Origin of the sequence: Lentzea sp. NPDC005914, assembly GCF_040629405.1 — a bacterium.
GTDB lineage: Bacteria > Actinomycetota > Actinomycetes > Mycobacteriales > Pseudonocardiaceae > Lentzea.
In genome coordinates this window covers 184386-197048 of the sequence record NZ_JBEXVQ010000004.1, presented here as the reverse complement: position 1 = coordinate 197048, position 12663 = coordinate 184386, and the positions used below count along the sequence as shown (strand labels likewise).

Below are 12663 nucleotides of genomic sequence, written 5' to 3'. Positions count from 1 at the left end.
ACAAAAACGCACAAACGGCGCCTGTGGTTCAGTTGCTCGGGCGTGCCCGGAGATCCGCTCCGCCGTACAGCGTGTACGCGATCCCCAGGACGTTGCCGCGGCTGAGCATCTCCCACCGCGTCTGCCGCAACGCCTCCCCCGCCGGGAACCCCGCGGCCAGCCGCGCCAGCACCATGCCGGTCACCCACCCGGCCATGTCCTGCGGCACCGCGACCTCCGGGCTGATCACGCCGGACGCGCCGCCGTCGGCGAACGCCCGCACCAGGCCGGGCATCGGCGACGTCCCCACCACCAACGGCTTGCGCGACGGCCAGTGCGGACGCGGCCACACCCCCTCGCGGTCCCAGCGTTCGATCTCCTCGGCGTCGAGGAACCCCTCGCGGAAGTGCAGGTGCACGACGTCCATGACCTCATCCGCCAACGCCCGCCCCAGCTCCTGTGGGCTCACATAGGCCGACGACACGGCCTCGGGTGGAAGCATCGACATCAGCTCGGTCACGTGCCGCTCGGTCAACGCCCGGTCCATGCCGTGATCGACCGCCATCGACACCTCGAACGGCCGCGGCACCCCCGACACGAACGGGACCAGCGGCCCCACCGGCTGCTCCAGCACGGTCGACAGGCCCCAGAAACCGAAGGGGCACAACACATTTCCGCTGTGATCCGACACCGGGCAGTGCGCGGGCACCTCTCCTCCGGCACCGAACGGCCCGAACTGCCCCACGGACGCGCACAGCCGATACGGCCCGCCAGCGAACGGCAGGTCATAGATCAACGACCACGGCACCGAGCCCGGAGTCACCGAGGCGACCATCAGCCCGGCCGGGCGAGCCCGCCCCAGCCGTCGGATCCGCTCGGCCAACGCATCGGAGCCGAACAACCGCGAGTACAGCGCCGACCCCTGCCGTGCCAGCGCGGCCAGGTCCTCGCAGAACGACGGAAAGTCCTTGCCGTACCAGGGATCCAGTCCCGAGACGGCGGGAAACGAGTGCGGCAGGTCGCCCAGGTCCAGGCTGATCCACGACGGCGCGCCGGGCCCGGCGGCCACCAGCGCGCGCTCCCCGAGCACCAGCACCGACGCCACCCGCGACGACAACGGCTCAAGATCGGCGAACGTCCGCGACAGCTGGAACCGCAGACGCGCCTTGGACTCCCCCGACCCCACCGGCAGCGCGACCTGCCGGACGTGCACCGGCACCACACCGCGATAGATGACCAGCTCACCGCTCCACGGCACCGACGCGTACGGCGTGGTGACCGGAAAGCTCAGCCACGGACCGGCCGCGTCCGCCGGCAGCACGAACAACTCGGACTGCACCTCCCGCCCGGACATGCTCAAAACAGCCCGCAGCTCCAGGTCGCCGGGCAGCGGATCGGGGTGCTGGCCGACGTGCACCCACACCTCGTACTCGGCACCGGGCCGCAACGCCCCGGCCATGCCCTCGGTGGCGCCGGGCAACGCGACCACGACGGTGACGGGACGGTCCGAGGGCACGGGAGGCGATGGCAACGCCGTGATGCGCACCTGCCGGCGGCGTTCCAGCTCGCGGAACTGCCAGAGGACGTCTTCGACCCGCCCCTCGCCGGACCCGGTGGGCGAGGCGAGGACCGTGTGCGGCGCACTCCACCCGACCAGCACGGAATCCGTGTCCAGACCGGTGACCCACGTGTGCAGCGCGGTGAACAGCACGACCGGCCGCCCCAGCCCGCGCAACGCCCGCACGACCGCGGCGGTGTCCCACGAACGCGTGTCGTGCAACGCCACCACGTCACCGGGAATGTCCGACAGAGAAGGCAGCGCGGAGGCCGACGGGAAGTGGCGGAGATCGAGAACGGCGAACCGAACCACCCGAACGGACGTGGTGACCACGGTGGACGCCGCGTGGCCGACCGCGAGCCCGGCGCTGACCTGCGCCCACCCGCCCGGATCGGTGACGACGAGCAGCGACTTGGAGGCGCAGAACGCCGCGACGAACTCCAGCGGCGAGCCTTCGCCGCCGGAGACGGTGAACTCTACGGGCGCCACAGCCGTACGCCTGGAGGTGCAGCTAGAACGGCCAGCGAAGCACCGGCAACCCGACAACGGCGTCCACGGCGAGTCCGCAGAACACGAGCATCAGGTAGAGGTTCGACATGTGGAAGAACTTCATGGTGTTCGTGGACCCGCCGCGCCGGACAACGTTGTGCAACTTGTGCGCGAAGACGGCGAACCACACGCCCGACACCGCCGCTACAGCCACGTAGATCCACGAGGTCACGGGAGCGAGAGCGAGCGTGCAGACGACGGTGATCCAGCTGTAGATGACGATCTGCCGCGTCACCTGCTGAGCTGTGGCCACCACCGGCAGCATCGGCACGCCTGCTCGGGCGTAGTCCTCCTTGAACTTCATCGCGAGGGCCCAGGTGTGCGGCGGAGTCCAGAAGAAGATGACGCCGAACATGACCAGCGCCGGCCACTCGACGGTGCCCGTCACCGCGCTCCAGCCGATGATCACCGGCATGCAGCCCGCCATGCCGCCCCAGATGATGTTCTGGGAGGTCCGGCGCTTGAGGACCAGCGTGTAGACGAAGATGTAGAACAGAATGGTCGCCACCGCAAAAGCGGCCGACATGAGGTTGACGAAGATCCAGAGGAACGCGAACGAGACGATCCCGAGCACGATGCCGAAGATCAGGGCGTTGCGCGGCGGGATGGCGTTCTGCGCGAGCGGCCGGGCCGTCGTCCGCTTCATGACCGAGTCGATGTCGGCGTCGACGAAGCAGTTGAGGGCATTTGCCGACCCCGCGGCGAGAGTGCCGCCGGTGAGGGTGCAGGCGATCAGCCACAGCGGCGGGAGTCCGCGCTGGGCCAGCAGCATCGCCGGGATCGTGGTGATCAGCAGGAGCTCGATGACCCGCGGCTTGGTGAGCGCCACGTAGGCGCCGACAACCTGGCGAGGCGACCTGGAGGGGGCCTCGGCGACGAGACTGTCGGCACTCATCGGGTGAACGCTCCTCGTGTCGAGACAGGTGTGAAAACCAGCGACTGATGGTAACCGCGCTAAGAATTCACAGCCCGTTCGGGTGCTGGTGTGCCTCGGCACACACCCGCCTGAGACCTTTCAGAGCAACATCTGAATCTCTCAGGACTAGGCTGGTCGGAAGACGAGGGAGAGACGCGGGTCAGGCCGTTCGGGATCGATCAAGCCTGTCCGCCCGAGCTATCAGAGTGGAGCTGTAAGTCCGTGACCGTCACCGACGACCTCACCCGGCTCACCAAGGCCGATCTGCCCGACGACTGGACCGACCTCGACAAGCGCGCTGTCGACACCGCGCGAGTGCTCGCGGCGGACGCCGTGCAGAACGTCGGCAACGGCCACCCCGGCACGGCCATGAGCCTCGCGCCGCTCGCGTACACGCTGTTCCAGCGCGTCCTGCGGCACGACCCCGCCGACCCGGACTGGATCGGCCGCGACCGGTTCGTGCTGTCCGCGGGCCACTCCAGCCTGACGCTGTACATCCAGCTGTACCTGTCGGGCTACGGCCTGGAGCTGGACGACCTGAAGCACCTGCGCAAGTGGGGCTCGAAGACCCCCGGCCACCCGGAGCACGGCCACACCAGGGGCGTCGAGATCACCACCGGCCCGCTGGGTTCCGGCCTCGCCTCCGCGGTCGGCATGGCGATGGCCGCCCGTCGCGAGCGCGGTCTTTTCGACCCGGACGCCGCGCAGGGCGCCAGCCCGTTCGACCACCACATCTTCGTGATCGCCTCCGACGGTGACATCGAGGAGGGCGTCACCTCCGAGGCGTCGTCGCTCGCGGGCACGCAGCAGCTGGGCAACCTGGTCGTCTTCTACGACGACAACAAGATCTCCATCGAGGACGACACGACGATCGCGCTGTCCGAGGACACCGCGAAGCGCTACGAGGCGTACGGCTGGCACGTCCAGGTCGTCGAGTCCGGCGAGAACGTCAAGGGCATCCTCGAGGCGGTCGAGAAGGCGAAGGCCGTCACCGACAGGCCGTCGTTCATCCTGCTGCGCACGATCATCGGCTACCCGGCGCCGAACAAGCAGAACACCGGTGCCGCGCACGGTGCCGCTCTGGGCGTCGACGAGGTCAAGGCCACCAAGGAGATCCTCGGCTTCGACCCCGAGAAGACCTTCGACGTCGCCGACGAGGTGCTGGCGCACGCCCGCGAGGTCGTCAAGCGCGGCGAGCACGCCAAGGCCGAGTGGCAGAAGAGCTTCGACGCGTGGGCGTCGTCCCACCCCGAGAACAAGAAGCTGCTGGACCGTCTCATCGCCCGCGAGCTGCCCGAGGGCTGGGACGCCGACCTGCCGTCCTACCCGGTGGACGCGAAGGGCGTGCCGACCCGCAAGGCCTCCGGTGAGGTCATCAACGCGCTGGCCAAGCACCTGCCCGAGCTGTGGGGCGGTTCGGCCGACCTGGCCGAGTCGAACCTGACCACGATCAAGGGTGCCAAGTCGTTCGGCCCGGAGTCGATCTCCACCGGCATGTGGAAGGCCGACCCGTACGGCCGCGTGCTGCACTTCGGTGTCCGCGAGCACGCGATGGGCGCGATCCTCAACGGCATCGCGCTGCACGGCCCGACCCGCCCGTTCGGTGGCACGTTCCTCGTGTTCTCCGACTACATGCGCCCGTCCGTGCGTCTCGCGGCGATCATGCAGGCTGCCGTCACGTACGTGTGGACGCACGACTCCATCGGCCTGGGCGAGGACGGCCCGACGCACCAGCCGATCGAGCACCTCGCTGCCCTGCGCGCGATCCCGGACTTCACGGTCGTCCGCCCCGGCGACGCGAACGAGACCGCGTACGCCTGGAAGGCCACCATCGAGCAGCTCGGCCCGGTCGGGTTCGCGCTGAGCCGGCAGAACCTGCCGACGCTGGAGGGCACCTCCGCCGAGGGCGTCAAGCGCGGCGGCTACGTGCTGTTCGGCGACGAGAACCCCGAGATCGTGCTCATCGGCACGGGCTCCGAACTGCAGGTCGCCGCCGAGGCCGGTAAGGCCCTGCAGGCTGACGGCGTTGCCGTGCGGGTGGTCTCCATGCCGTCGATGGAGTGGTTCGAGAAGCAGGACGCCGAGTACCGCGAGTCGGTCATCCCGTCCTCGGTTAAGGCGCGTGTGGCGGTGGAAGCCGGTATTGCACAGCCGTGGTACCGCTACGTCGGCGACAACGGCGAGATCGTGTCGATCGAGCACTTCGGTGCCTCGGCCGACTACCAGGTTCTGTTCAAGGAGTTCGGCTTCACGACGGAGAACGTCGTCGCCGCCGCCCGCCGTTCCCTTGACCGAGTGAGGGGTTAATCCAGTGAGCAAGCCGAACCTCGACGCCCTGTCCGGCGCGGGAGTGTCCATCTGGCTCGACGACCTGTCGCGTGAGCGGCTCACCAGCGGCAACCTGGACGAGCTGATCCGCGACTGGAACGTCGTCGGTGTCACCACGAACCCGACGATCTTCGCGAGCGCGCTGTCCAAGGGCGAGTCCTACGACGAGCAGGTCCGCGAGCTCGCCAACCGGGGCGCCGACGTCGAGGCGACCATCCGCGAGGTCACGACGACCGACGTGCGCAACGCGTGCGACAAGTTCCGCGACATCTACAACTCGACGAACGGTGTGGACGGCCGCGTCTCCATCGAGGTCGACCCGCGCATGGCGTTCGACTCGGACAAGACCGCGGCCGAGGCGCAGGACCTGTGGAAGACCGTGGACCGGCCGAACCTGCTGGTGAAGATCCCGGCCACCGAGGCGGGCCTGCCGGCGATCACCAAGACGATCGCCGAGGGCATCTCCGTCAACGTGACGCTGATCTTCTCGGTCGAGCGCTACCGGGCCGTCATGGACGCCTACATCGCCGGTCTCGAGCAGGCCAAGGCGAACGGCCACGACCTGCGTTCGATCCACTCGGTCGCGTCGTTCTTCGTGTCCCGCGTCGACACCGAGATCGACAAGCGCCTGGACAAGATCGGCACGGACGAGGCCAAGGCACTGCGCGGCAAGGCGGCTCTGGCCAACGCGTGGATCGCCTACGGCGCGTTCGAGGAGACGTTCCAGGGTGAGCGCTGGGAGGCGCTCAAGGCCGACGGCGCCAACGCGCAGCGTCCGCTGTGGGCGTCGACCGGCGTGAAGGACCCGAGCTACTCCCCCACCCTCTACGTCGACCAGCTCGTCGTGCACGACGTCGTGAACACGATGCCGGAGAAGACGCTGCACGCCGTGGCCGACGGGGGCAAGATCACCGGTGACACGGTCACCGGACGCGCCGCTGAGGGCCAGGAGGTGTTCGACCAGCTCGCCGCCGTGGGAATCGACCTGCAGGACGTGTTCGTGGTCCTGGAGACCGAGGGCGTCGAGAAGTTCGAGAAGTCCTGGGAAGAGTTGCTCGAGACGGTGACGAACCAACTGGCTCAACTGAAGGGCTGATCACGAAGTGACCTCCGTCGAAATCGTGAGGTCACCGAACGCCGACCAGGTCAGCATCATCGCTGCTGACCTGGTCGCGGATTCGGTGCCGAGCAAGCTGACCGCGCAGGACCCGACCCTGTGGGGGCCGGAAGCCGAGTCCGAGGCGCGCATCCGCCTCTCGTGGACGACGTTGCACGAGACGTCCCGTCCACTGCTCCCCGAGCTCGTGGCACTGCGCGAGGAACTGCACGCCGAGGGCGTCGACCGCGTCGTGCTCGCCGGAATGGGTGGCTCGTCGCTGGCCCCCGAGGTGATCACGCGGACCGCGGGCGTCCCGCTGGTCGTGCTGGACACCACCGATCCCGCCCAGGTCGCCGACGCTCTCGCCGGTGACCTCGAGCGCACGGTGATCGTGGTGTCGTCCAAGTCCGGTGGCACGGTCGAGACCGACAGCCACCGGCGCATCTTCGAGAAGGCTTTCACCGACGCCGGCATCGACGCCGCGTCGCGCATCGTGGTGGTCACCGACCCCGGTTCGCCGTTGCAGAAGGCGTCGGAGGAGGCGGGCTACCGCAAGGTTTTCCTGGCCGACCCGAACGTGGGCGGCCGTTACTCGGCGCTGACCGCGTTCGGTCTGGTGCCGTCGTACCTGGCCGGCGCGGACGTCGAGTCGCTGCTGGACGACGCGGCCGACGAGGCCAAGGTCCTCGCGGAGGACTCGGTCGAGAACCCGGCCGTCGTGCTGGCGGCGATCTTCGGTGCCGCGCACGCGAACGGTGCGGAGAAGATCGTGTTCGCCGACACCGGTTCCGGCATCAAGGGGTTCGGTGACTGGGCGGAGCAGCTGATCGCCGAGTCGACCGGCAAGCACGGCACCGGCCTGCTGCCGGTCGTCGTCGAGGGTCCCGGCGCTCCCGGTTTCGTGGACGCGCGCTCGGACGCCACGACCGTCGCGATCGGACCGGCCACCGGTTCGGCGCACGTGGCCGTGGAGGGCAAGCTCGGCGCGCAGTTCCTGCTGTGGGAGTACGCGACCGCGATCGTCGGCCGGGTGCTGGGCATCAACCCGTTCGACCAGCCCGACGTCGAGGCCGCGAAGAAGGCTTCTCGCGCGCTGCTGGACGCACCGGCCGTCGCGGCCACCACGCCGTCCTTCGTGGACGGTCCGGTCGAGGGCCACGGCACCGACTGGGCGCCGCGCAAGGTGAACACGGTCGCGGAAGCGCTCGCGGCACTCGTTGAAGTGGCGCCCGACCACGGCTACATCTCGGTTCAGGCGTACTTGGACAGGATCGACGACGCGTCGTTCGAGCTGCTCCGCGCGGAGATCGCGAAGAGGACGCACCTGCAGACCACGTTCGGCTGGGGTCCGCGCTTCCTGCACTCGACCGGCCAGTACCACAAGGGCGGTCACCAGAACGGCGTGTTCATCCAGATCACCGGCGAGTCCGGCGATGACCTGGAGGTGCCCGGCCGTCCCTACACGCTGGCGCAGCTGCAGCTCGCGCAGGCGCTCGGCGACGGTCAGGTGCTGGCCGAACACGGTCGGCCGGTTCTGCGGCTTCACCTCGAAGACCGCATCTCAGGTCTGGCCCAGCTCGTCGAGGCAGTCCAGGAGGACGGCTCGTGACCTCATCCGGCAAGTGGCGCAACCCGCTGCGGGACCCCGCGGACAAGCGCATGCCCCGCATCGCGGGGCCGAGCGCGCTGGTCATCTTCGGCGTCACCGGTGACCTGTCGCGCAAGAAGCTCATGCCCGCGATCTACGACCTCGCGAACCGGGGTCTGCTGCCGCCGGGCTTCGGTCTCGTCGGCTTCGCCCGCCGCGACTGGGCCGACCAGGACTTCATGAAGGTCGTGCACGACGCGGTCAAGGAGCACGCGCGCACGCCGTTCAACGAGTCGGTCTGGCAGCAGCTCGCCGAGGGCATCCGGTTCGTGCAGGGCACGTTCGACGACGACCAGTCGTTCGACAACCTCGCGGCGTGCCTGGCCGCTCTGGACGCCGAGCGCGGCACGGGCGGCAACCACGCGTTCTACCTGTCGATCCCTCCGGGCGCGTTCCCGACGGTGGTCAACCAGCTCAAGCGCGCGGGCCTCGCCCAGACGGCTCCCGACCAGTGGCGCCGGGTCGTCATCGAGAAGCCGTTCGGCCACGACCTGAAGTCGGCCAAGGAGCTGAACAAGACGGTCAACGAGGTCTTCCCCGAGGAGTCGGTGTTCCGCATCGACCACTACCTCGGCAAGGAGACCGTGCAGAACATCCTGGCGCTGCGGTTCGCGAACCAGCTGTACGAACCCATCTGGAACTCGAACTACGTCGACCACGTGCAGATCACCATGGCCGAGGACATCGGTCTCGGCGGCCGCGCGGGGTACTACGACGGCATCGGTGCCACGCGGGACGTCATCCAGAACCACCTGCTGCAGCTGCTCGCGCTGATCGCGATGGAGGAGCCGGTCTCGTTCAAGCCGGCCGACCTGCGCGCGGAGAAGGTGAAGATCCTCTCGGCGACGCGGCCCGCGGAGCCGTTCGAGGAGACCACCGCGCGCGGTCAGTACACCGGTGGCTGGCAGGGCGGTCAGAAGGTGCCCGGCCTGCACGAGGAGGGCGGGTTCTCGCCCGAGTCGAAGACCGAGACGTTCGGCGCGATCACGTGTGAGATCAACACCCGTCGCTGGGCCGGGGTGCCGTTCTACCTGCGCACCGGCAAGCGCCTGGGCCGTCGCGTCACCGAGGTGGCCGTCGTGTTCAAGCGGGCGCCGCACCTGCCGTTCGACGACACCGCGACCGAGGAGCTCGGCCAGAACGCTTTGGTGGTCCGGGTTCAGCCCGACGAGGGCGTGACCATCCGGTTCGGCTCGAAGGTGCCGGGCAACACGATGGAGGTCCGCGACGTCACGATGGACTTCGGCTACGGCCACTCGTTCACCGAGTCGTCGCCGGAGGCCTACGAGCGGCTGCTGCTGGACGTGCTGCTCGGTGAGCCGTCGCTGTTCCCGAAGAACGACGAGGTCGAGCTCTCCTGGGAGATCCTCGACCCGGTGCTGGAGTTCTGGGCGCGCAAGGACGAACCGCCGCTCGAGAGGTACAAGGCTGGAACCTGGGGCCCGCCGTCGGCGGAGACGATGACCGCCAGGACCGGAAGGCAGTGGAGGCGTCCGTGATCATCGACCTGCCCTCGACCACCACCTCCCAGATCAACTCGCGCCTGGTCCGGCTGCGCGACGAGGGCGGTGCGACGACCCTCGGTCGCGTGCTGACCCTGGTCATCGTGACCGAGGACGGCCAGCGCACCGACGCCGCGATCGACGCGGCCAACGACGCCTCGCGTGAACACCCGTGTCGCGTGATCGTCGTGGCCCGCGGTGCTCGCCAGGCGGCTCCTCGTCTCGACGCGCAGATCCGCGTCGGTGGCGACGCGGGCGCTTCGGAGGTCGTGGTTCTGCGTCTGTACGGCGAGCTCGCCAAGGAAGGCGCGTCCTGCGTCATGCCGCTGCTGCTCCCGGACACCCCGGTCGTGGCGTGGTGGCCGTTCGACGCTCCTGTGTCCCCGTCGAAGGACCCGATCGGCCAGCTCGCGCAGCGCCGCATCACCGACGCGGCCGCCGAGAAGAACCCGATCAAGGCCCTGGAGGCGCGCAAGGCGCACTACGCGCCCGGCGACACGGACCTGGCGTGGACGCGCCTGACGTTGTGGCGCGCCATGCTCGCGGCGTCGCTGGACCTGCCGCCGTACGAGAAGATCGTCGAGGCCGAGGTGACCGGTGAGGCCGACTCGCCGTCCACCGACCTGCTGGCCGCGTGGCTGACGGACAAGCTGAAGGTGTCCGCCCGTCGCTACAAGGCGACCTCGGGTGAGGGCATCGTGCAGGTCAAGCTGGACCGCCCGTCCGGCGCCGTCGACCTGATCCGCCCGGACGGCAAGGTGGGCACGCTCTCGCAGCCCGGCCAGCCGTCGCGCCGGGTGGCCCTGCAGCGTCGTTCGGTCCGCGACTGCCTGGCCGAGGAGCTGCGCCGGCTCGACCCCGACGAGGTCTACGCCGCGGCGCTGAAGTCGCTGTCGAAGGTCGCGAAGGGCCGCACGCCTTCTTCGAAGCCCGAGGAAGCCGCCGCGGAAGCGTCGGCCAACGGCAAGGCCGCGGCCCCTTCGAAGAAGCCCAAGGCGAAGGCGAGTTCGTGAGCAATCCCCAAGTTGTGGTCCACCGCGACGGCGACCTCCTGGCCGCCGCCGCGGCGGCCCGCCTGGTGACCCGCATGGTCGACGCCCAGACCGCCCGCGGCTACGCCTCGGTCGTGCTGACCGGCGGCCGCACGGGCACCGCGGTCCTGGAACACCTGAACCGCAACGGCGCCCGCGACGCCGTGGACTGGTCTCGCGTGGATTTGTACTGGGGCGACGAGCGTTTCCTGCCCTCGGGCCATCCGGACCGCAACGAGACCCAAGCCCGTGCCGCTCTGCTGGACCACGTGCCGGTGGACCCCTCACGTGTGCACGTGATGGAGCCGTCGGACGGCAAGTTCGGCGACGACCCGGAAGCCGCCGCTTCGGCCTACGCGGACCTGCTCGCTTCCCTTGCCCGGCCTGAGGATCACGGCGACGTGCCGACGTTCGACGTGTGCATGCTGGGCGTGGGCGAAGAGGGCCACGTGGCCTCGATCTTCCCCGCTTCTCCCGCTGTCTACGAGAAGGAGCGGACCGTCGTCGCGGTCCGCAACTGCCCGAAGCCCCCGCCCACGCGCATCTCGCTGACCTTGCCGTCGATCCGCTGCGCCCAGGAGGTCTGGCTGATGACGACCGGTGAGGGCAAGGCCGCCGCGGTGGCCATGGCGCTGACCGGGGCGGGCGAGGTGCAGCTGCCGGCCGCGGGTGCCACCGGACGTCGCCGCACGTTGTGGCTGCTGGACACGGCGGCCGCGTCGAAGGTGCCGGCTTTGTTCAAGCCGCCGCTGGCGTGATGGTTTCTCCGGCCCCTCAGGTTTGCACCTGAGGGGCCGTTTTTCTTTGGGGGACAACATGATTTCGGTTCGCCCGGCGGAGCTGGACGACGCTCCGTCCATCTGGAACATCAACCGCTCGGCTCTGGGCTACTCGTTTCCCCTGGAGGACACGACCGCCCAGGTGGCGCGGATCATCAAGGCGCCCAACGTGGTGCTGTTCGTGGCCGTGGACGGCCCCGAGGTGCTCGGCTACATCCAGCTCAGCGACTACGAGAACACCTACTACCCGCCCCTGAAGAACCTGATCACCCTGGCCACCTCGCCCCGCCACCAGCGCCGGGGTGTGGGGAAGCGTTTGCTCCAGGCCGGCGAGGAGTGGGCGCGGGCCGATGGTGCTCGCGGGGTGCGGTTGGTGACCGGGCTCAACCGGGTGGACGCGCGGAAGTTCTACGCGGCCAACGGGTACGAGGTCCGCAAGGAGCAGACCAACCTCATCAAGTGGTGGGACTGAGCTGCTCCCGCAGATCCTCCGGGAGCGACGGGTTGCCCAGCAGCGCGTTCCGCATCTCCGGGTCGGCCGCCAGCGAGCGCAGGACCTGCTCGGGCGCAGCGGGGTTCGCTGCCACGGGCCGGCGCACGACCCGTTCCGGGTCCGCCGCCAGCAGCACGTAGGTCTCGGCCGGCAGGTCCGTGCGGTGGGCGGCCGCACGCCGGACGGTGAACGACAGGTTCGTCGCCAGGCGGGCGACGACTTCACAAGGTGTGGCCGGGTTGGCGGCCAGCGCGTACGCCACCGAGTCGTCTTCCAGGCCCGCGAGCAGTTTCGGGTCCAGCGAGATGTTGCGCGCCAGGCCCCTGAGCACCTGGGGATCGGGATGCCGGCTCAGCTCTTCGGCCAGCGGGCCCGGCAACCGCTGGTGCTCGGCCACCGCGGACACGAGGACGGGGTTCGGGTCGCGCGCCAGTGCGGTCAGCAGATCGGGCGGCAGGTTCTCGACGCTCGCCAGCAGCCCGCGAAGCCGCGGGTCCGCGGCGAGACCGCGCAGGTCGTCCTGGCCGACCTGGCCACGTCTGAGCAGTGGGCTGATGGCCTGAGCGTCGCCGGTGTCGAGCAGCGTGCGGACGTGCTCCGGGGAGAGGTCGCGTCGCCGGGCCACCATCCACCGCACCCACTGGTCGTCCACGGCGAGCAGCTCGGCGATCGTCGCGGCGGGCAGGGCCGGGTCGTGCGCCAGACGCCGCGCCTGCTCCGAATCCATCCCACAACCCCCAGGTAACGAGCCGGGCATTCCCCCCGACAACGCGTATCATCC

At 69.4% G+C, this 12663-nt stretch carries 10 protein-coding genes; 7 read left to right on the top strand and 3 right to left on the bottom strand.

The annotated features are described in order from the left end of the window. Positions 1-28: 28 nt before the first annotated feature. The gene (locus ABZ345_RS08115; protein ID WP_359844202.1) at positions 29-2026 is read right to left on the bottom strand and encodes a hypothetical protein; all 1998 of its coding nucleotides are present in this window, start codon (positions 2024-2026) and stop codon (positions 29-31) included. Positions 2027-2048: 22 nt separating this feature from the next. After that, on the bottom strand, positions 2049-2981 hold the full coding sequence (locus ABZ345_RS08110) for a heme o synthase (protein ID WP_359844200.1): 933 nt from the start codon (positions 2979-2981) through the stop codon (positions 2049-2051). Positions 2982-3224: 243 nt separating this feature from the next. Here ABZ345_RS08110 and tkt point away from each other — a divergent pair, with 243 nt between their 5' ends. Genes tkt through ABZ345_RS08075 form a run of 7 tightly spaced genes read left to right on the top strand, consistent with a single transcriptional unit; the run spans position 3225 to position 11861 of the window. Beyond that, positions 3225-5309, top strand: coding sequence for a transketolase (tkt, locus tag ABZ345_RS08105; RefSeq protein ID WP_359844198.1), 2085 nt, complete (start codon positions 3225-3227; stop codon positions 5307-5309). Positions 5310-5313: 4 nt separating this feature from the next. Next, positions 5314-6426 carry a transaldolase gene (gene tal / locus ABZ345_RS08100; protein WP_359844196.1) on the top strand — a complete coding sequence of 371 codons (1113 nt, stop codon included), beginning with the start codon at positions 5314-5316 and terminating at the stop codon, positions 6424-6426. 25 nt (positions 6427-6451) lie between these two features. Further along, a complete protein-coding gene (locus ABZ345_RS08095) occupies positions 6452-8038 on the top strand; it encodes a glucose-6-phosphate isomerase (RefSeq protein WP_359844194.1) in 1587 nt (528 codons plus the stop codon). A 50-nt stretch (positions 8039-8088) separates the two neighbouring features. Beyond that, positions 8089-9576 (top strand): glucose-6-phosphate dehydrogenase, encoded by a 1488-nt coding sequence (gene zwf / locus ABZ345_RS08090; RefSeq protein WP_359844472.1) that lies wholly within the window; start codon positions 8089-8091, stop codon positions 9574-9576. Next, positions 9573-10592, top strand: coding sequence for a glucose-6-phosphate dehydrogenase assembly protein OpcA (gene opcA / locus ABZ345_RS08085; RefSeq protein ID WP_359844192.1), 1020 nt, complete (start codon positions 9573-9575; stop codon positions 10590-10592). Before zwf ends, opcA begins: the two co-directional genes overlap by 4 nt. After that, entirely contained in the window at positions 10589-11368 is a 780-nt protein-coding gene (pgl, locus tag ABZ345_RS08080; RefSeq protein ID WP_359844190.1) for a 6-phosphogluconolactonase, read from the top strand. Before opcA ends, pgl begins: the two co-directional genes overlap by 4 nt. Positions 11369-11426: 58 nt before the next feature. Next, the gene (locus ABZ345_RS08075) at positions 11427-11861 is read left to right on the top strand and encodes a GNAT family N-acetyltransferase (protein WP_359844188.1); all 435 of its coding nucleotides are present in this window, start codon (positions 11427-11429) and stop codon (positions 11859-11861) included. Here ABZ345_RS08075 and ABZ345_RS08070 read toward each other — a convergent pair. Next, positions 11845-12609: a hypothetical protein gene (locus ABZ345_RS08070; protein WP_359844186.1), complete on the bottom strand. Its 765-nt coding sequence runs from the start codon at positions 12607-12609 to the stop codon at positions 11845-11847. The two genes, ABZ345_RS08075 and ABZ345_RS08070, sit on opposite strands and share 17 nt — an antisense overlap. Positions 12610-12663: the final 54 nt, after the last annotated feature.

What these genes read in the sequence shown, in the direction of transcription:
- ABZ345_RS08110 (WP_359844200.1), bottom strand. Translation starts at nt 2,981, where the DNA reads ATGAGTGCCGACAGTCTCGTCGCCGAGGCCCCCTCCAGGTCGCCTCGC.
- zwf (WP_359844472.1), top strand. Translation starts at nt 8,089, where the DNA reads ATGCCCCGCATCGCGGGGCCGAGCGCGCTGGTCATCTTCGGCGTCACC.
- ABZ345_RS08075 (WP_359844188.1), top strand. Translation starts at nt 11,427, where the DNA reads ATGATTTCGGTTCGCCCGGCGGAGCTGGACGACGCTCCGTCCATCTGG.
- ABZ345_RS08070 (WP_359844186.1), bottom strand. Translation starts at nt 12,609, where the DNA reads ATGGATTCGGAGCAGGCGCGGCGTCTGGCGCACGACCCGGCCCTGCCC.